Annotated in this window: 17 protein-coding genes; 9 read left to right on the plus strand and 8 right to left on the minus strand. The window is 72.7% G+C overall.

What is annotated here, in order from left to right:
- The first annotated feature begins 21 nt into the window (after window positions 1–21).
- Genes AB0H12_RS22070 through AB0H12_RS22085 form a run of 4 tightly spaced genes read left to right on the plus strand, consistent with a single transcriptional unit; the run spans window position 22 to window position 3,615 of the window.
- On the plus strand, window positions 22–567 hold the full coding sequence (locus AB0H12_RS22070) for a PadR family transcriptional regulator (protein ID WP_499624759.1): 546 nt from the start codon (window positions 22–24) through the stop codon (window positions 565–567).
- Complete coding sequence (locus AB0H12_RS22075; RefSeq protein WP_499624761.1) at window positions 564–2,579, plus strand: FAD-dependent oxidoreductase; 2,016 nt, start codon at window positions 564–566, stop codon at window positions 2,577–2,579. The genes AB0H12_RS22070 and AB0H12_RS22075 overlap by 4 nt, the downstream gene beginning before the upstream one ends.
- 14 nt (window positions 2,580–2,593) lie before the next feature.
- Window positions 2,594–2,980: a nuclear transport factor 2 family protein gene (locus AB0H12_RS22080; protein ID WP_499624763.1), complete on the plus strand. Its 387-nt coding sequence runs from the start codon at window positions 2,594–2,596 to the stop codon at window positions 2,978–2,980.
- Between the two features lie 32 nt (window positions 2,981–3,012).
- Window positions 3,013–3,615: an HD domain-containing protein gene (locus AB0H12_RS22085; RefSeq protein WP_499624764.1), complete on the plus strand. Its 603-nt coding sequence runs from the start codon at window positions 3,013–3,015 to the stop codon at window positions 3,613–3,615.
- A 21-nt stretch (window positions 3,616–3,636) separates the two neighbouring features.
- Here AB0H12_RS22085 and AB0H12_RS22090 read toward each other — a convergent pair whose 3' ends face one another.
- The 3 genes from AB0H12_RS22090 to AB0H12_RS22100 all read right to left on the minus strand — a co-directional run bounded on the left by AB0H12_RS22090 (window position 3,637) and on the right by AB0H12_RS22100 (window position 9,389).
- Entirely contained in the window at window positions 3,637–6,849 is a 3,213-nt protein-coding gene (locus AB0H12_RS22090; RefSeq protein ID WP_499624765.1) for a S8 family serine peptidase, read from the minus strand.
- 97 nt (window positions 6,850–6,946) lie between these two features.
- The gene (locus AB0H12_RS22095; RefSeq protein WP_499624767.1) at window positions 6,947–8,326 is read right to left on the minus strand and encodes a hypothetical protein; all 1,380 of its coding nucleotides are present in this window, start codon (window positions 8,324–8,326) and stop codon (window positions 6,947–6,949) included.
- 184 nt (window positions 8,327–8,510) lie between these two features.
- Window positions 8,511–9,389 (minus strand): fructosamine kinase family protein, encoded by an 879-nt coding sequence (locus tag AB0H12_RS22100; RefSeq protein ID WP_499624769.1) that lies wholly within the window; start codon window positions 9,387–9,389, stop codon window positions 8,511–8,513.
- A gap of 95 nt (window positions 9,390–9,484) precedes the next feature.
- Here AB0H12_RS22100 and AB0H12_RS22105 point away from each other — a divergent pair, with 95 nt between their 5' ends.
- Window positions 9,485–10,624, plus strand: coding sequence for a hypothetical protein (locus tag AB0H12_RS22105; RefSeq protein ID WP_499624770.1), 1,140 nt, complete (start codon window positions 9,485–9,487; stop codon window positions 10,622–10,624).
- Here the strand turns inward: AB0H12_RS22105 and AB0H12_RS22110 are convergent, their stop codons facing one another.
- Both AB0H12_RS22110 and AB0H12_RS22115 read right to left on the minus strand, forming a co-directional pair.
- The gene (locus AB0H12_RS22110; protein ID WP_499624772.1) at window positions 10,625–11,323 is read right to left on the minus strand and encodes a response regulator; all 699 of its coding nucleotides are present in this window, start codon (window positions 11,321–11,323) and stop codon (window positions 10,625–10,627) included.
- On the minus strand, window positions 11,320–13,935 hold the full coding sequence (locus AB0H12_RS22115; protein ID WP_499624774.1) for a DUF4118 domain-containing protein: 2,616 nt from the start codon (window positions 13,933–13,935) through the stop codon (window positions 11,320–11,322). Before AB0H12_RS22115 ends, AB0H12_RS22110 begins: the two co-directional genes overlap by 4 nt.
- A 192-nt stretch (window positions 13,936–14,127) precedes the next feature.
- On the opposite strand from AB0H12_RS22115, the gene AB0H12_RS22120 reads away from it, so the two are divergent.
- The gene (locus AB0H12_RS22120; protein ID WP_499624775.1) at window positions 14,128–15,822 is read left to right on the plus strand and encodes a PHP domain-containing protein; all 1,695 of its coding nucleotides are present in this window, start codon (window positions 14,128–14,130) and stop codon (window positions 15,820–15,822) included.
- Window positions 15,822–16,358: a hypothetical protein gene (locus AB0H12_RS22125; protein WP_499624777.1), complete on the plus strand. Its 537-nt coding sequence runs from the start codon at window positions 15,822–15,824 to the stop codon at window positions 16,356–16,358. The genes AB0H12_RS22120 and AB0H12_RS22125 overlap by 1 nt, the downstream gene beginning before the upstream one ends.
- Here the strand turns inward: AB0H12_RS22125 and AB0H12_RS22130 are convergent.
- The 3 genes from AB0H12_RS22130 to AB0H12_RS22140 form a co-directional block, all read right to left on the minus strand.
- Entirely contained in the window at window positions 16,278–16,724 is a 447-nt protein-coding gene (locus tag AB0H12_RS22130) for a DUF6010 family protein (protein WP_499624779.1), read from the minus strand. The genes AB0H12_RS22125 and AB0H12_RS22130 overlap by 81 nt on opposite strands.
- A gap of 172 nt (window positions 16,725–16,896) precedes the next feature.
- Window positions 16,897–18,450, minus strand: coding sequence for an MDR family MFS transporter (locus tag AB0H12_RS22135; protein WP_499624781.1), 1,554 nt, complete (start codon window positions 18,448–18,450; stop codon window positions 16,897–16,899).
- Window positions 18,447–18,905 (minus strand): MarR family winged helix-turn-helix transcriptional regulator, encoded by a 459-nt coding sequence (locus AB0H12_RS22140; protein WP_499624783.1) that lies wholly within the window; start codon window positions 18,903–18,905, stop codon window positions 18,447–18,449. Before AB0H12_RS22140 ends, AB0H12_RS22135 begins: the two co-directional genes overlap by 4 nt.
- Window positions 18,906–19,094: 189 nt before the next feature.
- On the opposite strand from AB0H12_RS22140, the gene AB0H12_RS22145 reads away from it, so the two are divergent.
- Both AB0H12_RS22145 and AB0H12_RS22150 read left to right on the plus strand, forming a co-directional pair.
- Complete coding sequence (locus tag AB0H12_RS22145) at window positions 19,095–20,351, plus strand: cytochrome P450 (RefSeq protein ID WP_499624785.1); 1,257 nt, start codon at window positions 19,095–19,097, stop codon at window positions 20,349–20,351.
- Between the two features lie 232 nt (window positions 20,352–20,583).
- The gene (locus tag AB0H12_RS22150) at window positions 20,584–21,372 is read left to right on the plus strand and encodes an MBL fold metallo-hydrolase (protein ID WP_499624787.1); all 789 of its coding nucleotides are present in this window, start codon (window positions 20,584–20,586) and stop codon (window positions 21,370–21,372) included.
- Window positions 21,373–21,395: the final 23 nt, after the last annotated feature.

A 21,395-nucleotide genomic window follows, 5' to 3' on the forward strand; every position in this document is an offset into this window, starting at 1 on the left:
TGCACGGCTACCGTCACCGCCATGGCGTTGGAGCACGCGATCCTCGTGTCGCTGGACGAGCGCTCGGGCTCGGGCTACGAGTTGGCCCAGCGGTTCGAGAAGTCCATCGGCTTCTTCTGGGCCGCCACCCACCAGCAGATCTACCGCACGCTCAAGCGCATGGTGGAGCTGGGCTGGGTGTCGTGCCACGAGGTCGCCCAGGACGGCCGCCCGGACAAGAAGGTGTACGAGGTCGCCGGACCCGGCCGCGAGGAGCTCGCCCGCTGGCTGGCCTCGCCGGGCGAGCCGGAGACGATCCGGCACGACCTGTCGGTCAAGGTCCGCGGCGCGTCGCTGGGCGACGCGGAGGCGTTGACCGGCGAGGTCGCGCGGCACCGCGACCTGCACGCCGAACGCCTCGACGTCTACCTCGCCATCGAGAAGAAGGACTTCCCGGACCCGTCGGCCCTGTCCGGTCGGCGGCTGCACCAGTACCTGGTCCTGCGCGGCGGCATCCGGGCCGAGCAGGCGCTGGTCGAGTGGTGCGACGAGGTGCTGGCCGCGATGCGAGAGGACGACCGGCGATGACCGCCTACCCCACCCTGCTCAAGCCCTTGGACCTGGGCTTCACGACCCTGCGCAACCGCGTCCTCATGGGCTCGATGCACACGGGCAACGAGGACCGGGCCAAGGACTTCGACGCCCTGGCCGCGTACTTCGCCGAACGGGCGCGCGGCGGCGTCGGCCTCATCGTCACCGGGGGCTTCTCGCCCAACCTGGCCGGCTCGCTCTACCCCTTCGCCTCCAAGCTCACCACGCACCGCGAGGCGCGCCACCACCGCGTGATCACGCAGGCCGTGCACGAGCACGACGGCAAGATCGCGCTCCAACTGCTGCACGCCGGCCGGTACGCGTACCACCCGTTCAGCGTCTCCGCGTCCGCGCTCAAGGCCCCGATCGCCAAGTTCCGCCCGCGTGCCCTGTCCGACCGGGGCGTGCGCGCGCAGATCGACGCGTTCGCCCGGGCCACGGCGCTGGCCCGGGAGGCGGGCTACGACGGCATCGAGATCATGGGCTCCGAGGGCTACTTCATCAACCAGTTCCTCGCGCCGCGCACGAACAAGCGCGCCGACCGCTGGGGCGGCAGCTCGGAGAACCGGCGTCGCCTCGCGGTCGAGGTCGTGCGCCGCTGCCGTGACGCCGCGGGTCCGGACTTCGTCATCGTCTACCGGCTGTCGATGATCGACCTCGTCGAGAACGGCCAGACCTGGGACGAGGTCGTCGCGCTCGGCCAGGAGGTCGAGGCGGCCGGCGCGACGATCATCAACACCGGCATCGGCTGGCACGAGGCACGGGTGCCGACGATCGTCACGTCCGTGCCGCGCGCGGCGTTCACGAACGTCACCGCCAAGCTGCGCCCGCACGTCGGCATCCCGGTGGTCACGTCGAACCGGATCAACATGCCGGAGGTCGCCGAGGAGGTGCTGGCGCGCGGTGACGCGGACATGGTGTCGATGGCGCGCCCGTTCCTCGCCGACCCGGACTGGGTGCGCAAGGCCGAGACCGGCCGCGCCGACGAGATCAACACGTGCGTCGCGTGCAACCAGGCGTGCCTGGACCACACGTTCTCGTTGAAGAAGGCGACCTGCATGGTCAACCCGCGGGCGGGCAACGAGACCACGCTCCGGCTGCTGCCGACCCGCCGCGCCAAGCGGGTCGCGGTGGTGGGCGCGGGTCCGGCGGGGCTCGCGGCGGCGACCTCCCTGGCCGAGCGGGGCCACGAGGTGGAGCTGTTCGAGGCCGACGACGACATCGGCGGCCAGTTCGCCATCGCCCGCCGCATCCCGGGCAAGGAGGAGTTCGCCGAGACGATCCGCTACTACCGGCGGCGGATCGAGCTGACCGGCGTGACGCTGCACCTCGGCGCCAGGGTCACCGCCGACGACGTGGCCGGCTTCGACGAGGTCGTGATCGCCACCGGCGTCGCGCCACGCGTGCCCGCCATCCCCGGCGTGGAGCGCGCTCTGTCCTACGTGGACGTCGTCCGCCACGGCGCGCCCGTCGGCGACCGGGTCGCGGTGATCGGCGCGGGCGGGATCGGGGTGGACGTGACCGAGTTCCTGACCCACGCCTCCTCCCCCGCGCTCGACGTGGACGAGTGGCGTGCCGAGTGGGGCGTCACGGACCCCGAGCTGGTGCGCGGCGGCGTCACCGAGCCGAAGCCCGCCGAGCCCGCGCGGCAGGTGTACCTCTTGCAGCGCAAGGCGTCCCGGATCGGCAAGGGCCTCGGCAAGACCACGGGCTGGGTGCACCGGGCGGCGCTGGCGGCCAAGGGCGTCGAGCAGCTGACCGGGGTGAACTACGAGCGGATCGACGACGCCGGCCTGCACATCACCTTCGGGCCCAAGCGCGAACGGCCGCAGGTGCTGGACGTCGACACGGTCGTCGTGTGCGCGGGCCAGGAATCCGTGCGCGACCTCGTGGACGCGCTCACCGGACGCGGTGTCGTCACGCACGTCATCGGCGGCGCGGACGTCGCCGCCGAGCTCGACGCCAAGCGCGCCATCGACCAGGGCACGCGACTCGCGGCCACGATCTGACCAGGGAGGCACGGATGAACGCGGCACTGCGGTTCAAGGCGGCGGTCGAGGCGGGCGACGTCCTCGGCGCGACGGAGTTCTTCAGCGACGACATCACGTTGCACAGTCCGGTGAAGTTCCACCCGTTCGAGGGAATCGACGCCGTGCGCGCCCTGTTCGGCGTGCTCCAGCGGACGTTCGAGGACTTCCGGTACGTCGGACAGTACGACGGGCCGGACGGCCACGTCCTGCACTTCCGCACCGTGGTGGGCGGCAAGCAGGTCGAGGGCATCGACCTGATCGAGCTGGACGGGGACGGCCGGATCGGGACCTTCACCGTGATGATCCGGCCCCAGTCGGCGCTGGCGGCGGTCGGCGAGGCGGTCCTGGCGGGCCTGGTGGCCGACGGCGTCGTGCGGTAGCGAACCGGTCGACCACCCCTAGGCTGCACGGCGTGGACTTCATCTTCACCCGACCCGACTCGAAGGCCGCGGCAGCGGCGCTCGAGGTCTGCCACGAGTACGCCGAGCCGTGGCTGCTGAACCACTCGCTGCGCGCCTACTCGCTGGCCGCCGCCCACGCGGCCGACGTGGACATCGCCCACGACGGCGAGCTGCTGTACGTCGCCGCCCTGCTGCACGACCTCGCGCTCACACCGTCGTTCGACAGCCACACGCTGCCGTTCGAGGAGGCGAGCGGGCACGTGGCGTGGGTGTTCGCGGCCGGCGCCGGGTGGGGACGGGTGCGGCGCGACCGGTTGGCGGAGGTGATCGTGCGGCACATGCGCGACGACGTGCCGGCCGACGAGGACCCGGAGAGCCACCTGTTGCAGGTCGCGGTGGGCGCCGACGTGTCGGGACGCGGGCTGGACCGGTTCGCCGAGCGGATCAAGGACGACGTCCTGACCCGCTACCCGCGGCTCGGGTTCGTCGACGCGTTCCTGGCCAGGGCCGAGGACCAGGCCGAGCGCAAACCGCGCTGCGCCGCCGCCGAGCTGATGCGCGACGGCTGGGCGCAGCGGGTGGCGGCCAACCCGTTGGACGCGCCCGGCCGGTGACCGGGCGCGTCCGGGGGTCGATCACCTCAGCCCGTAGGCCCGGATGATCGTCTGGTCGACCGCGTTGCCCGCGGCGTCACGCGCCTGGGCCTTGAGCGAGACGAACTTCGCGCCGGCCGGGTGCACGACCGCCGCGAGCCAGCGCTGCCCGACCTTGACCAGCGGCGCGGGCCGCCACGTCGTGCCGTCGTCGAACGACACCTGCACGGCGGGCTTCGCCACGCCCTGGGCGCCGGTCACCCCGTTGCGCTGCACGTACACCGGGATCGCGAACGGCCGTCCGGCCGCCGCCCGGTTCTCCGCGTCCAGCGACGGCGCGAACCGCACCGCGAGCAACGGCAACGCCGCCGGCTCCTCGCCGGCCACGTGCTCCGAGGTGAACGACCAGTCCGCCACCACCCGCGTGGACAGCTCGGCCACACCGGACCGCTCCGCCTCGGCGTGCAGCTGGTAGACGCCCTTGCCCGGCGGCACGACGCCCGCCACGTACCCGTCGTCGGGCGACTCGGCGAGCAGCACGCCGTCACGGTGCAACGTCGTCCTCGCCGCCGAGACCTCCGAGAACCCGGCGTGGTTCGGGTCCTGGTCGGTGAACATCGGCAGCGAGACGACGACCTCGTCGCCGAGTCGCTCGGCCCACTCGTGCACGGCGGTCGAGGTCGGGAACGCCGGTCCGAACACGGCCGCGTTCCACTTCTCGGTCACCGTGCGACCGGCGGTGAACCGGCGCGACAACGCGGTCGACTGCGAGCTCTGCGGCGGGAACGCCTGGGGCTCCGGCATCTGCATGAAGCTGCCGTACCAGTCGACGCCCGGCGAGTAGTACTCGGTGAGCTCCAGCGGCAGCGGTCCGCCCGCCATCTGGTCGCGGAACCCGGTCGTGCCGGATCCGGACGAGGAGACCAGCGACTTGACCTTCACCAGGTCGCGGCGCTGGAACGACCGGTCGAGCCGCTCGGGCACCGCGCCATCGTGCCGCCACGCGACGTTGTACTGGTAAGGGCTGCCGAGGTACGAGCCGTTGCCGTCCGGCTTCGCCAGCCGCCCCGCGACGTCGAAGCTCGCCGCACCGGGCGCGGACGTCTTGGACGGCACGAACAGCACGGCCCCCGGCGGGAACCCGATGAAGCCGGTGCCCGTGTCGCCCCAGGACGCCGTGCGGCTGAAGAACACTTCGGTGTAGCCGACCTCCGCGTCCTTCTCGTCCACGGACAACGCGATCGGCTTGCCCGCGCGGGCGTCGAACACGAACTCGGCGGGTCCGGTGATGGTGACGCTGGGCTCCAGCACCTGGGTGGCCTGCCGCGTCTCCCGGGTCTGGATGAACGCGTCGGCGTAGTAGGTGCCCTTGGGCACGCGGGCGACGACCGTGCCGGACGGGTCGTGGTCCAGGTACGCCTTGCTGTGATTCATGTCCACGAACCGGAAGAAGTAGTCCGACGTCGGCGCGCCGGCGTGGTCGAGGAACGTCATCTTCACGTCGTAGCTCTCGACCTCCTTGGTCACGCCGATCGGCGTGCGCAGCGGCGTCGCGCCGCCGGTGGCCACGACCGCGCCGCCGTACCGGCCGTCCGGCGAGTCCAGCGAGGTGTCGACCGTGACGACGACGGCCGCCTCACCGCCCGCCGGGACGGTGAGCGACGACGGCGCGAACGTGACCATGCCCGCCGGCGCCGGGTTGCCGGTCGGGTCGCGCAGGTCGGCGGTCGGCGTCAGCGTGACCGGGGTGGCGCCGGAGTTGCGGTAGGTGATCTTGCGCTCGATCGGCTGGTCGTCGGCGTGCGGCCACTGCGCCACGCCCATGCTCAGCGACGCGGGCTCCGCCGCCAGCGACTGCGTGACGGCCGCGGCCACGTCGACCCGGCCCGCGCCCTGCTCGTGCACGGTCAGGTCGGCGTTCGGCTTCGCGCTCGCCATGAGCGCGCCCTTGACCTGCGCGGGCGTCCAGTCCGGGTGCTGCGCGGCGAGGATCGCCGCCGCCCCCGCGACGTGCGGTGCGCTCATCGACGTGCCGGACAGCGCGACGTGCGCCTCGCCGACGGGGGTGCCGATGCGGCCGTTCTTCGCCTTGGCCGCGACGATGTCCACGCCCGGCGCGGTGATGTCCGGCTTGATCGCGTCGTCGTCCCAGCGCGGGCCGCGCGAGGAGAACTGCGCGAGCCCGTCCGACCGGTCCACCGCGCCGACGGTGAGCGCCAGGTCGGCCGCGGCCGGGCTGCCGATCGTCTGCTCGGACGGACCGCTGTTGCCCGCCGAGACCACGAACAGCGCACCGCCTTCGCTCGTGAGCCGGTTGACGGCCAGCGACATCGGGTCGGTGCCGTCGGTGCGCATGGAGCTGCCCAGGCTCATGTTGACCACGTCGGCGCCCGCCGCCACGGCCCACTCCATGCCCGCGATGATGTCCGACTCGTAGCCGCCGCCGTAGTCGCCGAGCACCTTGCCGTTGAGCACCGCGCTGTCCGGCGCCACGCCCTGGTAGCGGCCGGAGCCGGTGATGGTGGCGGCGACGTGCGTGCCGTGACCGACGCGGTCGTCGGTGTCGGGGCTGTCGCTGAAGTTGCGCGACTCCACGACGGCGCCCTCGAGGTCCGGGTGCGTCGGGTCGACACCGGTGTCCAGGACCGCGACCTTCGCGCCGACGCCGGTGTGCCCGGCCTGCCACGCCCCCGGCGCGCCGATCTGCGGGACGCTGCGGTCGAGCGTGGCGCGGACCGGGCCGTCCAACCACACCTTCGCCACGCCCGCGGCCCGCGCGCCGGACCAGAACGCGGTGTCCTTCGGCGCCTTGACCGCGTACCCGCCGATGCTGGGCAGCGGCTCGCCGGCCACGGCCGGGCCGGTCGACGTCACGATCAGCGGCGTGACGCGGGTCGAGCGGTCGTCGTAGCCGGCCCGGATCAGGCCGGTGACGTCGAACAGCCGCTCGTCCAGCACGCCGGACCGAACGTCGCCCAGCACGTCGGTCGGCAGCACGTGCAGGTCGCCGTCCTCGTCCAGTCGCTGCACGAACCGCACGTCGGCGCGGCCACGACCGGGGCGCACCTGAGCGCGGTCCCCGTGGACGGTGACGACGTCACCGGTCAGCAGCGTGACCGTGCCGTCCGGTTGCGCGCCCACCGGCGGCGCGCCGGTCCGCTCCGGTGGCTCGGCCGCGGCCGGGACGCTCGCGGCGATCATCACGGCCGCCGCGAACAGCCCGGACGCGAGTGGTCCCCTGGTTCTCCGGGTCATGTGGACTCCCCTCACCGTGGCGGTACCTCACCGACCGCCACTGCCCTCAGTGAGTAGGACACCGCAGAGAGCCACGCGTTGCTTCGGGAAAGCGCATTCAGGGCGCGATACCCACTTGGCCGAGCCGCGCCCACAGCCATTCCTGCCGGGCCGTCATCGCCGGCCAGCGCGTGCCGCCGGGACGCGGGTACACGTGTGCAGAGAAGGGCGCGGGCTGGTAGGAGGGGTCGAAGTAGCAGCCCGTGCCGTACTTCGCGTCGGCGGCAGGGCAGTCGGCGGCGATCGACGCGGGCGTGGGCTTCCGGCCGGTGCTCTCCCACGTCACGAGCGCCCGCAGGGCGCTGGCGTACTCCGCGTCGCTGAGCGCGCTGTGCTCGGTTTCCGTGGTGAACGCCTGCACGAGGTTCTCCTCCGTCCCCGCGCCGACCCGGCTCGCCAGGTAGGCCGACTCGTGCTCCACGAACGCCGTGGCGTCGCCGATCCCGTGCAGGGTGATCACCGGGATCGACACCGCGCCGGTCGGATCGCTGTCGTAGGACAGGTCGCGCGCGGCCGACGGCGTGGCGCTGAACCGCTCGACGCCCGCGTTCAACGCCGCGTCGTCGTGCGATCCCGTGTACCGCACCCCCCTGTTGCCGAACGGGTTCCGCCCGCCGAGCCGGTGGTGCACGATGTCGCGGAACGTGAACGTGGCGAAGGCGAGGTGCGACACGAGCGCGCTCTCCGGGATCCTGATGACGGCGAGGATGTCGTCCAGGTTGCGTTGTTGCCGCGCGCTGCGTTCGGCGGACGGCGACTGGTAGCCCGTGCACTCCTGGAGCCGCGCGCGCAGATCGGCGGCGGTCATGGTCGAGTCGACGCGCAGCCCCATCCACAACGGGTACTGAGGTTCGTCCGGCCGAGGGTGGTTGCCGCAGTAGTACTGGTAGACCACGCGCAGGTCGACGCGGTGGTCGTAGCCGCGCGACCCGCCCGCGAGCACGCCGCTGGTGAGCAGGGCGGCGTCGTACGAGTCGTAGGCCTCGATGGCCTTCGCGGCCACGTTCCCGCCCCACGACTGGCCGTGCAGGACCGTCATGCGGGTCTCGCCGAACCGCCGCACGAACAGCTTCCGCGCGTTCTCGGTGTCCTCGGCGCCCATCCGGGTGCCGTAGCCGCCGCGCCGGTAGGACGAGCCCGCCAGCGCGTAGCCCTCGCGCACCATCACCGCCCAGCGGTCCAGGTCCTCGGTCGGGCGGTCCGCGGTCGGCGCGGCCAGGTCGGGGCCGCCGTGCGAGTGCACGACCAGCGAGCCGTTCCAGTCCTCCGGGATCGCGAACGCGTAGAACACGCCGTTGGCGTCCTGCCCGCCGTAGCAGGTCGCGTCCACCGGCAGCCGCCCGGGACACGGGACCTGCCCGGTGTCGGCGGTCGCGGGCGCGGCGAGCACCGCGGTCAGCGTCACGGCGAGCGACGCGCACCAGCCGAAGCGGTTCACGGACGACCTCCTCCGAGGAGCGGCGGCGCTTCGTCGCGCCACGGCGCACATCGTGTGCGCGTCCCCGCGGGTGGGCCACGTCAGGGGGGAAAATCTTGGGGTAACCCTGACACTTGCCCGGCAAACTCCCCGGTCCGACCTCACCCCGATCGACTCGCGGCGTGACGTCCCTCGGGGCCGGCGATCACGCGATCGGGCCCGCTTCCGGCGAGCCGGCAGGCACGCGGCGGAACGGTCGCAGCACCTCGCGGAGGTAGTCGAGGGAGCCCCAGCGGTCGCCCCCGTGCGCCAACGTGCTCAGGACCTCCCGGAGGAACACCACGGGCATCCGGTCGCGCCAGTCGCGGTCCAGCGGCCGGACCTCGTGGTAGGCGTCGAAGAACCGGGCCGGCGAGTCGGCGCCGCAGAACATCATGCTCAGGTCCACGTCCGGCCACGTCCACGACACCGCCGGGTCGATGAACACCGGCTCGCCCGCCGCGGTGGACACCACGTTGTTGTGCCACAGGTCGCCGTGGGTCAACGCGGGCGGCGCGGCGGGCACGATCTCCGGCAGCCGCGCGCACAGCCGTTCGACCGCGTCCCGGTCCTCCGCCGTCAGCACGGCGTCGACCTTCGGCTCGTCCAGGTAGCGCAGGAGCCGGTGCTCGGCGAAGAACGCGTGCCCGTCGTCGTGCCGGCCGTTGCGCTGCGGCAGCACGCCCAGCCACCCGTCGTGGTCCCAGCCGAACCGGGTCCCGCGCACGTCGTGCAACGCGGCGATCGCGCGCCCGGCGCTCTCCCAGAACGCGTCCGTCTCCAGCGGCCTCGGGGTCAGCGCCTCCAGCAGCAGCCAGTCCGCGCCGACGTCGAGCACCTCCGGCGTGCGCAGGCCGTGCCGCCGCAGCACCGCCAGCCCCTCGGCCTCGACCTGGAACAACGACGGCGGCGCGTCCTCGGAGGTCTTGAGCACGACTTCGCGGTCCGGGCCGCGGACGTGCCACACCGTGTTGACCACGCCGCCGGTCAGCCGGACGACCTCGGCGTTCTCGCTCAACCGGGCCAGGACTTCGTCCGCAGTCAACGGTCCCCCTGATTCCGCTGTCCGGCCGACGCCGGCGGTCTCGCGCCGAGACTACCGTCGGATCGATTCAGCGGACATCTCGCACTGGAGCGACCATGCCCAAGTTACGCACGCCCGCGGCCGTACTCGCGCTGGCCGTGGCCCTGCCGCTGGTGACCGCGCCCGCCGCGCGGGCAGCCGCCCTCGTCACCGAACTGCCCGGTCTGTCCGGCTACCCCAACCACTACGTCACCGCGGTCAACGACCTCGGACAGGTCGTCGGCGCCGCCTACGGCAACGGCACGTCGCACGCCGTGCGGTGGGCGCGCGACAACACCGCCACCGATCTGGGCGAGGGCTACCCCACCGGGCTGAACCAGGTCGGCCAGGTGCTCGGCGTGGTGCAGGTCCCGGAGCTCGGCCCCTACGTGCAGCAGCCGTGGATCTGGCACGAGGGCGAGGTCACCGACATCACGCCCGGCGGCTCCGGCTGGGTGGGCGCGTCGGCGATCAACAACCGCGGCGAGGTGCCGATGACGTACTCCACCTCGCCGTACGGCTACCACCAGGAAGGCGCGACGGTCTGGCGTGGCACGAAGCACGAAGGGCTGTCGGTGGGCGGTGGAGCGCACCTGTCGCTGAGCGCGATCAACGACGCCGGGGTGGTCGTGGGGTCGAAGGCGCCCATGTTCGGTCCCCCCGACAACTACGCCTTCCGCTGCGACGCCGCCGGGAACTGCGCACGGCTGGCCGCCGCGCCGGGCTCCGGCTGGTACTCCGTCAGGGCGATCAACGAGGCGGGGGTGGTCGCCGGCAGCCGGGACACGCTGGCCCTGCGCTGGGAGGGCGACGCCGTGACGGTGCTGTCCACGTCGGGCGGGGTGGCGCCCGGCACCCAGGCGATCAACGAGCGCGGCGACGTCGTGGGCTGGAGCACGGAGTCCGGCGTTCGACGGGCGACGCTGTGGCCCGCCGGCGGCGGGTCGGTGGACCTGGGCGTGCCCGGGCCTTCCCAGGCGGTCGCGATCAACGACCGCGGCGACGTGATCGGCTGGACGACGGCGGACAACGCCAACGCGCCGCGCGCGTTCGTGTGGCGCGCCGGGAAGCTCCTGTACCTGGGTTCGCCGCGCGGCACGCACAGCCGGCCGACGGCGTTGAACGAACGCGGCGTGATCGTCGGCGACAGCACCGCGGCCGACGGCACGGTGAAGGCCGTGAAGTGGACCCTGATCACCGCGACGCCCCAGCGCTGATCACGGCTGGAAGCGGTAGCCCCGGCCCGGTTCGGTGATCAGGTGCCGCGGGTGGGCGGGGTCCGGTTCGAGCTTGCGGCGCAACTGGACCAGGTAGACGCGCAGGTAGTGGGTGGCCGACGTGTGGGCCGGCCCCCACACCTCCGTGAGCAGCCGTCGCGGGCTGAGCACCTCGCCGCCCGCCCGCACCAGGGTCTCCAGCAGGCCCCACTCGGTCGGCGTCAGGTGCACCTCGGCGCCGTCGCGGTGGATCTTCTTCGCGGTCAGGTCGACGGTGAACGACGCCGCGCGCACCGGCGGCTCGTCGGCCCTGGCCCGGCGCCCGCTCGACCGGCGCACGGCCGCGCGCAGCCGGGCCAGGAACTCGTCCACGCCGAACGGCTTGGTCACGTAGTCGTCGGCGCCCGCGTCCAGCGCGCGGACCTTGTCCGCCGAGTCGAGCCGGGCGGACAGCACGACGATCGGCGCGGTCGTGACGCGGCGCAGGCCGGTGATCACGTCGAGGCCGTCCAGGTCCGGCAGGCCGAGGTCCAGCACGACCACGTCGGGTCCGTCCTCGGCCGCCCGCAACTCCTCGACCGCGCGTAACGCCGACGCGCCGTCCGCCGCCGTGAGGACCCGGTAGCCGTGGGCGTTCAGGTTGATCCGCAGCGCGCGCACGATCTCCGGGTCGTCGTCCACCAGCAGGACCGAGGTCATGCCGTCGTCACCGCGGCGATCGGCAGCGAGATGACGATCGTCAGGCCACCGCCGGGCGTGTCCTCGGCCGTGATGGCGCCGCCCATGGCGTCCACGAACCCCTTCGCCACGCTCAGCCCGAGGCCGATGCCCGGCGTGGCGTCGCGGTCGCCGAGGCGTTGGAACGGCGCGAACACCGCGCTCGCCGTGTTCTTCGGCAGCCCCTGCCCGTGGTCGACGACCCGCAGCTCCACCCGGTCGCCGTAGGCGCTGGCGCGCACCGCGACCTCCGGCTCGTCGGCCTGGATCCGGCCGTCGCCGTCCACGTCGACCACGCGGCGCGGGGTGAGCCTGCCGTGCCGCAGGGCGTTGTCGATCACGTTGGCCACCACGCGTTCGAGCAGGCCGAGGTCGGCGAGCACGGGCGGCAGGTGCTCGGCCACGTCCACCGACACCGTGCGGCGTTCGTCGATGCCGGCCAGAGCGCGCGCCACCACCTCGTCGTACGTCACCGCGCGCAGTTGCGGCACGACCGCGCCGGTGGCCAGCCGTGACGAGTCGAGCAGGTTGTCGATCAGGCCGGTCAGCCGGTCCGCGGACACCTCGACGGTCTCCAGCAGCTCGGAGGTGTCCTCATCGGACAGCCGCAGGTCGACGTCGCGCAGGCTGCCGATCGCGGCCTTGATGGACGTCAGCGGCGTGCGCAGGTCGTGGCCGACGGCGGACAGCAACGCGGTGCGCAGCTCCGTGGTCTCCGCGCGGCGCTGCGCCTCGGCCGTCTCGGCGGCCATCCGCTGCTGCCGCAACGCCATCAACGCCTGACCGGCCGCCGCCTCCAGCGCCCGCTGGTCCGCCGCCGGCAGCGTCCGGCCGCGCAGCGCCAGGTGCACGTCCGCCGTCACGGGCACGTCCACGTCCGCCTCGTCCGGCTCGGCGCAGGGCCGCGGCCCGACGCACGCCACCCGTTCCCACTCCCCCTCGCGCCGCTCCAGCAACGCCACCGACTCCAGCGCGAAGTTCTCCCGCACCTTCTCCAACAGCCGGGCCAGCGGGAACGGGCTGGTCAGGACCGTGCGCGCGTAGGAGGCGAGCAGCGCGGCCTCGGTGCGGGCCCGCGCGCCCTGCTCGGCCAGCCGCGCCGCCCGGTCCACCACCAGCGCGACCAGCACCGCCACCACCAGCATCGCCACGAGCGTGACCAGGTTCGCCGCCGTCGCGATGGCCAGGGTGTAGTAGGGCGGGGTGAAGAAGAAGTTCAGCAGCCCGGCGCCGAGGAACGCCGTCGCCAGCGCCGGACCGTGCCCGCCGACCAGCGCGACCACCACCGTGGCCAGGAAGAACCCGACCAGGTCGGTGGAGAACGTCAGGCTCTCGCCCAGCAGCAGCCCGATCCCGGTCACCGCGCCGGGCAGCAGGACCGCCAGCACCCAGCCGAGCAGCTTGCGGTAACGGGGGTGCGCGGCGGCCGTCCAGCGACGGCGCGGGCCACGACGGGCCTCGTCGTGGGTGACCATGTGCACGTCGATCGGCCCGGACTCCTGGACCGTCGCCGCGCCGATCCCCTCGTCGAACACCCTGGCCAGCCGCGACCGGCGGGACGTGCCCAGCACGAGCTGCGTGGCGTTCACGCCGCGGGCGAAGTCGAGCAGCGCGGTCGGCACGTCGTCGCCGACCACGGTGTGGAACGACGCGCCGACGTCCTCGGCCACCCGCCGGAACCCCGCCACCAGTTGCGGCGACACGCCCTCCAGCCCGTCACCGCGCATGATGTGCACGACCAGCAGCTCCGCGCCCGCGCGTGCCGCGATGCGCCGGGCGCGGCGGATCAGCGTCTCGCTCTCCGGGCCGCCGCTGATCGCGACCACGACCCGTTCCCTGGTCTCCCAGGTGTCGGTGATGCTCTGCTCCGAGCGGTAGCGCTGCAACGCCACGTCGACCTGGTCGGCCACCCACAGCAGCGCCAGTTCGCGCAGCGCGGTGAGGTTGCCGACCCGGAAGTAGTTGCCCAGCGCCGCGTCGATCTTGTGGGCGGCGTAGACGTTGCCGTGCGCGAGGCGGCGGCGCAGCGCCTCCGGCGTGAGGTCGACCAGCTCGACCTGCTCGGCGCGCCGCACGACCTCGTCGGGCACGGTCTCGCGCTGCCGCACGCCGGTGATGCGCTCGACCACGTCGTTGAGGGATTCGAGGTGCTGCACGTTGACCGTGGACAACACGTCGATGCCCGCTTCGAGCAGCTCTTCGACGTCCTGCCACCGCTTGGCGTTGCGCGATCCGGTCACGTTGGTGTGCGCGAGCTCGTCGACGACCGCCACCTCGGGCTTGCGCGCCAGGAGGCCGTCGACATCGAGCTCGGTGTCGAGTGGCCGCTGCTCCGCAGACGGCGGCGAGGTCGCCCGGGAGCCGGTCGCGACCTCGCGGGGTCGGTGGTCGAGCCGGCGGCGGGGCAGTTGTTCGAGGCCGTCGAGCAGGGCGGCGGTGTTCTCGCGGCCGTGGGTCTCCACCAGGCCGACCACCACGTCCGTGCCCCTGGCCCGGCGCCGGTGCGCCTCGCCGAGCATGGCGAACGTCTTGCCGACACCCGGCGCCGCGCCGAGGTAGATCCTCAGCTCACCGCGCTTGCGCTTGCCGTCCACGGCCCCAGTCTGCGCGCGCCCGTTTCCCGGCGCGGCGCAACCCCGGTCCTTTACGCCGTCTTGACGGTCGGGCGGTCGCACCGGCGCCGCGTCGAAGTGTTCACCCGGAGTTCGACTCCGCGCACCACCCGACGCATGGCCGCAAAACGATACTTCGGCCTGCCGCCGTTCGGGTCATGATCGGAGTTCCGCATGTCGCACGACCACCACCACGGCCACACCCACGAGCACCACCACGAGGAAGTGGAGGGCAGCTGGCGCGACGCCCGGGACGACCGGCCGCTCTCGGTGGCGCGACGCCGGTTCCTGGCCGGCCTGGGCGCGGCCGGCGTGGCGACCACGATGGGCGCGCTGCCCGCCCACGCGCACGCTGACCGGCCGGCCACGCCGGTGAACCCGTGGGGCGGGCGCGGGCGCTGGTTCGCCGGCGACCACCACATCCACACCAAGTACTCCAACGACGCCCAGTACGAGGTCGCGCAGCAGGTCGCCAAGGCTCGCGAGCACGGCCTGGACTGGGTCGTGATCACCGACCACGGCGGCGTCGCGCACCAGAAGTTCTCCATCGACCAGGTCGCGCCGGACATCGAGCGCGCCCGCAGGTCGCACCGGGACGTGCTGGTCTACCAGGGCCTGGAGTGGAACATCCCGGGCGCCGAGCACGCCACCGTGTTCCTGCCGCCCGGCCGGTCCACCGTCGACATCCTGCGCGCGTTCGAGGCCGCCTACGACGGCGGTGTCCTGTCCACGCCGGTCGCGAACGGCGGCAAGGGTCTGATCACCCGCTCCACCTCGGCCGACGGCGAGCCGTACGCGTTGGCGGCCCTGCGGTACCTGGAGGCGCAGGTGCTCGCCGGCCGCACGGAGATCGCGCTGATGTTCGCCAACCACCCGGCCCGGCGCGGCGTGGACAGCCCGCACGAGTTCCGCGGCTGGCGTGACGCGGCGCCCGGCGTGGCCGTGGGCATGGAGGGCGCGCCCGGCCACCAGGCGGCGGGCATCCCGACCGCGAACGGCGGTCGCGGCGCCGCGCGCGGGCTCTACGACGCCTCGCCCAACCAGGACAGCTTCCCCGGCTTCGCGCCGACCGCGACGGAGAACCCCTACCGCACCTACGGCGGGTTCGACTGGATGACCGCGAAGGTCGGCGGCCTGTGGGACTCGCTGCTGGCCGAGGGCAGGCCGTGGTGGGTCACCGCCACGTCCGACTCGCACCGGGTGCACCTGGACACGCACAAGCAGGGCTCCGGCGACCACAACACGACCGGCAGCCGCGGCGCGCCCATCGACACGGGCGTGCCGCAGGTCGAGAGCGACTACTGGCCCGGCTTCTACAGCTCCACGCTGGTCGGCGCGGACTCGAAGTCCTACGTGGACGTGATGCGCGGCATGCAGGGCGGCAAGGTCGTCGCGGTGCACGGGCGGATCATCGACGGGCTGAACCTGCGGGTGCGGTCGCTCGGCGAGGGCGACAACCGGGGCGTCACGACCGGCGGTCGCACGTTCGTCCGGCGCGGCCACGACGTCGAAGTGGTGATCGAGGTCGACCTGGCGCGTGGCGCGAACTTCGCGGGCGTGGTGCCGCGGTTGGCGAAGGTGGACCTGATCGCCGGCCCGATCACCGGCCCGGTGGCGGACCGCGACGCGTTCTCCGCGCCGGCCACGCAGGTGGTGAAGTCGTTCGAGGTCTCTCGCACCGCGCGCGGCACGGTGAAGTTCACGCACGCGTTCCGCCGCGTGGAAGGCGCGTTCTACCTGCGGCTGCGCGGTTCGGACGGCAACCGGCTGACCTCCGACGGCAACCCGGTGATGGACGTGATCGGTGACGCCGACCCGTGGGCGGACCTGTGGTTCTACGCGAACCCGGTCTTCGTGGACGTCATCTGATGACCTGGCTCGGCGCCGTGCCCGCCCTGCCCGGCGAGCACGGCGCGGCGCACGTGGACGCGCTGCTGCTGGCGGCGTTCGACGGCGTGGCGGCGGACTTCGTGTGCACTCACACCGACCGGTCGGGGCCGGTGGCCGTCACCACGCTGTCCACGCACGTGACCGGCGAGGTGGACGTGGACCGGCTGGCGGCGGCGTTGGGCGGGCCGGTGGCCGTGCTCGACGACTCCGACACCCCTGCCGCACGCGCCGCCCGGGCGGGCCGCGACCGCGTCGACGGGCGGTGCGTCCGGTTCCCCGGCCAGTCGGCGCTCACCGGCACGCACCCCGCGGCCGAGGTGGTGGCGGGGTCGGCGATCGACCGGGTGGTCGGCATCGGCGTCGAGGTCGCGCCGACCGACCCGGTGCAGACGCTGGGCTTCGTGCGCCCGGTGTGCCGGGACGGCGAACTGCTGCTACTGGTGGAGCCCGCCGTCGGTGGCGTGCTGCGCCCGGCGGAGGCGGAAAGCCCGCACGAGTGCTGCGGGGGTCATTGACCGGATGCCCGGACCGCCCGCGAACGCCCACAGGGCGATCACCGGGTCGCAGATCGCGCAACCGAGCGACGAGTGCTCGGCGAACGGCACGATCGGGTTGCCGTGCACGTGGTGCGCCACGTCGGCGGCCGTGTGCACGAGCCACCCGATGCCGATCCACGTCCACGACGTCAGCCCGCGGTAGGCGCAGAAGGTGATCACGGCGGTGATGGCGAACTCCCACGCCCCCAACCCGCCGCCGCTGAGGTACGCCGCGCCGGCGCCACCGACCATGATCGCGTTGAACGGTCGGCGGTGCCGGTCGGGGACGAAGGAGTTCAGGAGCACGTACAGCACGCCGATGAGCAGTGCCGAGACCACGACCATGGTTGGCGGTCCTTGTCGTCGCAGGGGAAACGTTGCGCCCTGGACGTTAGGAGCGCCGCGGCCGGCGTGGCAGTGGCCGGAGTGCCACACCCCAACGGGTTCTCGCCAGAACCTGCGGCCGCATGTGGCCAGGGCCGGTGGCACCGAACGCGCCCCCGCCCTTGTCCCGGTGCTAGGCGCTCGCCGCGACCTCGGGCTTCTCGTCCGCCAGGTCCAGGCTGGAGCGCAGGGTGATCGGCTTGAGCAGCAGTGCCGCGACCACGCCGATCACCGCGATGGCCGACGAGATCAGGAAGATGTGGCCGGTGGCGTCACCGTAAGCGTTGCGGACGATGTGCTGCACCGCGTCCGGCAGCACGTTCAGGTTGAGGTTGCCGCCCGCGCCGCCGACCGGGATGCCCGCCGCGGTCAGGTCGCGGGTGATGTGGTCCTCCACCCGCCGGGCCAGCACCGCGCCCAGCACCGACACGCCGATCGTGCCGCCGAGCGACCGGAAGAACGCGATGGTGGAGCTGGCCGCGCCGATGTCCTTCAACGGCACCGTGTTCTGCACCGCGAGCACCAGGTTCTGCATGCTCAGGCCGACACCCGTGCCGACCAGCAGCATCGCGCCGCCGACCAGCACCAGCGACGTGTCGTGGTCGATCTGGCCCAGCGCCAGGAACCCGAGCACCAGCGTGGCCGCGCCCGCCACGATGTAGGGCTTGACCCGGCCGGTCTTGGTGATCAGCCGCCCCGACACGATGGACGCGCCGAGCACGCCGACCATCATCGGGATGGTCAGCAGGCCGGCCTCGGTCGGGCTGTAGCCGCGGCCGATCTGGAAGTACTGGCCGAGGAACACCGCGCCGCCGAACATCGCCATGCCCACCGCCACGCTGGCCAGGATCGCCAACGCCGTCGTGCGCTGCTTCACGATCCCCAGCGGCACCACCGGATCCGCCGCACGCGCCTCGACCGCGACCGCTCCGCCCAGCAGCGCCACCGACGCGCCGACCATGGCGAAGCTCTGCCACGACAGCCACGCGAACGAGCCGTCCACGAACGAGATCCACACCAGCAGAACGCTCACGCCGACCGCGATCAGGCTCGCGCCCCAGTAGTCGATCTTCACGTCGTCGCGCCGGCCCGTCTTCACCCTCAACGTGGCCTGGAGCACGAACAACGCGATCACCGCGACCGGCACGCCGATGAAGAAGCACCAGCGCCAGCCCAGCCAGGAGGTGTCCACGACGAGACCGCCGAGCAGCGGCCCGCCGACCGTGGCCAACGCCATCACGCCGCCGAGGTAGCCGTTGTACCGGCCGCGCTCGCGGGGCGGGATCATCGCCGCGATCACCACCTGCACCAGCGCCTGCAGGCCGCCGACGCCGATGCCCTGGAACGCGCGTGCCGCGATGAGCTGGCCCGCGCTCTGCGCGAAGCCGCTGACCACCGAGCCGACCACGAAGATCACGATGGCGACCTGGACCAGGGTCTTCTTGTCGAACAGGTCCGCGAGCTTGCCCCAGATCGGGGTGGTGGCGGTCGCGGTGAGCAGGGTGGCGGTGACCACCCAGGTGTACTGGGTCTGCGAACCGTTGAGCGCGCCGATGATCTGCGGCAACGCCGTCGAGACGACGGTGCCGCTGAGCATCGCGACGAACAGCACCAACAGCAGACCGCTCAGAGCCTCCAGGACCTGGCGGTGGCTCATCGTGCCGTTGGCGGTGGCGGGTGCGCTCATCGCGCGGCCTCCAAGGTGGAGCCGAGGGCTCCTTCGACGTCGGTGGTCAGGCGGCCCAGGGAGGTGGTCAGCGCCTCGACCTCTTCAGGGCTCCAGTCGGCGAGCGCGCGGCCGAGCAGCCGGTCGTACCAGTCGCGGGCGGCTGCCAGCTCGGCGTGACCGCGTTCGGTCACCACGAGGATGCTGGCGCGGCCGTCGTCGGGGTCGGCACGCCGTTCGACGAGGCCGTTCGCGACCAGCGCGGCCACCGCCCGGCTCACCGTGGACGGGTCGAGCCCGGCGCTGACGGCCAACTGCTTGGCGTGGCACCCGGTGGGTTCCGCGCCGGCGCGGGCGATCAGGCCGAGCGTGCCGATCAGGCCGGGAGGCAGCGCGTGGTGTCGCTGTTTGACCATCCGCACGACCCTCAGCAGGTCACGCACCCGGTCTTCCAGCTCCCGCGCGACGGCGTCCATGCCGTCCCCCCGTCTCTCCGCATTGCTTGCCACATACAACTATCACCCAATCTTGCACGACGTGCAAGTTTTCGCGTTGTGCAGTGAGTTACACGGAAAAGCTGCACAGAGTGCACGTTTTGGTACCGTGGGTTACGCCCACCACGCCGAGCAGCGGCCCGGTCACGCCGGGTCGGGAACGGACCGTCGATGACCACCGCTTCCCAGGAGAAACGCCCCTCCGCCGGCCGGCCGACCGTCCCCTTGCCGCCCGAGCTGACCCGACGTGACGCCGGCCCGTTCAACCCGCCGGAGGCCTTGACCCGCCTCGGCGAGCGGGGGCCCGTCCACCGGATGACCATGCTCGACGGCGACCCGGTGTGGATCGTCACCAGCCACGAGCTGGCACGCACCCTGCTCGGCGACCCGCGGCTGAGCTCGGACCGGTTCCGCAGCCGCCGCGTCCTGGAGAAGCTGCCCCAGCCGGTCCGCGCGCGGTTGACCGACAAGCGGGCTCGGGCGGGCAGCTTCATCACCATGGACCCGCCCGAGCACACCCGCTACCGCAAGCTCCTCACCGGCCAGTTCACCGTGCGGCGGATGCGTCAGCTCGAACCGCGCATCAAGCGGATCGTCGACGACCACCTCGACGCGATGATCGCCGCCGGACCGGGCGCCGACCTGGTACAGGCCTTCGCGCTGCCGGTGCCGTCACTGGTGATCTGCGAGCTGCTCGGCGTCGAGTACGCCGACCGCGGCGAGTTCCAGGAGCGCACCGGGAAGCTGCTGCGCCTGGACCTGCCCGTGGCCGAGATGATGCGGCTCGCCGACGGACTGCGCGCGTTCATGCACGACCTCGTGCGCGCCAAGCGGGCCACGCCGACCGACGACATGCTGTCCGGCCTGATCGAGGCCGACCCGACGCTCACCGACGACGAGCTGATCGGCATGGCGAATCTGCTGCTGGTCGCGGGCCACGAGACGACGGCCAACATGCTGGCACTGGGCACGTTCGCGCTGCTGGAGCACCCCGAGCAGCTCGCCGCCCTGCACGACGACCCGACGTTGATCCCCGGCGCGGTCGAGGAGCTGCTGCGCTACCTGTCGATCGTCCACCTCGGCGTCGTGCGCACCACGCTGGCGGAGGTGGAGATCGCGGGCGAGGTCGTCCCGGCCGACTCGACGGTGCTGGTCTCCGTGCCCGCGGGCAACCGCGACCCGTACCACTACCCCCGGCCGGACGTGCTGGACGTGACCCGCGCACGCGGGCCGCACCTGGCGTTCGGGCACGGCGTGCACCAGTGCCTAGGCCAGCAGTTGGCGCGGGTGGAGATGGCGGTCGGGTTCACCGGACTGCTGACCAGGCTGCCCGGCCTGCGGCTGGCCGTGCCGGCGGCGGAGGTCCCGATGCGCGACGACATGCTGGTCTACGGCGTGCACGCGCTCCCGATCACCTGGGACGCCTGAGCCCCACGAGCCGACGGTCGGTGAGCACGCCGACCGCGCCCCGATCGGCGGCGTTTGGCCGACTTTCGCCACGGGCACTCCGAGATGGGCTGACCGCCGGTTTCGACTTCACCCGCCGCTGGGGCCGGAAATCCGGGCGGTGACCACAAAGGACATCCCGGGTCGTCGCTCCGCCCTGCCCGAGAGGGCCTGCGGAGCCACGACCGCCATCCCCCCTGAATCGAGGTCATCCGTGACGACCGACATCCACGTGACCACCCTGGGCCATTGGTCGAATTCGAGCGCCGGCCCGACCACGTCGTTCCACTTAGCCGTGGACGACGCCGAGGTGATGCTCGACGTCGGCGTCGACCCTGTCGGCAGGCTCCAGGCCGCCGGGTTGTCACCTACCGACGTCACCCACGTGTACGTGTCGCACCTGCACTCCGACCACGCCGGCGGGTTCGCCAACTTCGTGTTCACCCGCAGCCTGCTCAACCGGGAGGGTGACGTCCCGCTGCTCAAGCTCACGGTCGTGGGACACCCGTCGGTCCTGGCCGGGCTCAAGGAGCTGCTGCAGGTCCAATACCCCGAACGGGCGTTCGACCTCGCGTGGGTCGAGTGCGCCGAGGAGGCCGTGGCGCTGGGCGGGCAGCTGACGATGCGCCTCGTGCCGACGGACCACCCGGTGCCGTGCTACGGCGTCGTGGTCGAAACCGATCGGGCGAAGATCGGGTTCACCGCCGACACCGGCCCGGTGCCCTCGCACCAGCACGACTTCGCCGGCTGCGACGTCCTGATCGGTGAGGCGTTCGGCTTGACGCGCGACGTGGGCGAGAGCATCCACCGCCGCGGCCACATGACGGCCGAGGACCTCGGCGAACTGGTGGCGGCCACCCGGCCGAAGTTCGCGCTGCCGTTCCACTTCGGCCAGGAGTACGCGGACGCGGACAAGCGCGCCGAACTGCTGAGCGCCTGCGGCGCGGCGGACGTCACCACGATCGACCCGGTCGACGCCAAGCCCATCACCATCGGCGACTGACCACGCGCGTCCCGGCTGGTGGG

It is taken from the genome of Actinosynnema sp. NPDC023794 (assembly GCF_040639675.1).
GTDB classification, from domain to species: Bacteria; Actinomycetota; Actinomycetes; order Mycobacteriales; family Pseudonocardiaceae; genus Actinosynnema; species Actinosynnema luteola.

Coding starts and splice junctions, on each gene's coding strand:
- AB0H12_RS22105 (WP_499624770.1), top strand. CDS start 9,485: ATGCCCAAGTTACGCACGCCCGCGGCCGTACTCGCGCTGGCCGTGGCC.
- AB0H12_RS22125 (WP_499624777.1), top strand. CDS start 15,822: ATGACCTGGCTCGGCGCCGTGCCCGCCCTGCCCGGCGAGCACGGCGCG.
- AB0H12_RS22110 (WP_499624772.1), bottom strand. CDS start 11,323: ATGACCTCGGTCCTGCTGGTGGACGACGACCCGGAGATCGTGCGCGCG.
- AB0H12_RS22070 (WP_499624759.1), top strand. CDS start 22: ATGGCGTTGGAGCACGCGATCCTCGTGTCGCTGGACGAGCGCTCGGGC.
- AB0H12_RS22145 (WP_499624785.1), top strand. CDS start 19,095: ATGACCACCGCTTCCCAGGAGAAACGCCCCTCCGCCGGCCGGCCGACC.
- AB0H12_RS22090 (WP_499624765.1), bottom strand. CDS start 6,849: ATGACCCGGAGAACCAGGGGACCACTCGCGTCCGGGCTGTTCGCGGCG.
- AB0H12_RS22130 (WP_499624779.1), bottom strand. CDS start 16,724: ATGGTCGTGGTCTCGGCACTGCTCATCGGCGTGCTGTACGTGCTCCTG.
- AB0H12_RS22140 (WP_499624783.1), bottom strand. CDS start 18,905: ATGGACGCCGTCGCGCGGGAGCTGGAAGACCGGGTGCGTGACCTGCTG.
- AB0H12_RS22080 (WP_499624763.1), top strand. CDS start 2,594: ATGAACGCGGCACTGCGGTTCAAGGCGGCGGTCGAGGCGGGCGACGTC.
- AB0H12_RS22075 (WP_499624761.1), top strand. CDS start 564: ATGACCGCCTACCCCACCCTGCTCAAGCCCTTGGACCTGGGCTTCACG.
- AB0H12_RS22135 (WP_499624781.1), bottom strand. CDS start 18,450: ATGAGCGCACCCGCCACCGCCAACGGCACGATGAGCCACCGCCAGGTC.
- AB0H12_RS22120 (WP_499624775.1), top strand. CDS start 14,128: ATGTCGCACGACCACCACCACGGCCACACCCACGAGCACCACCACGAG.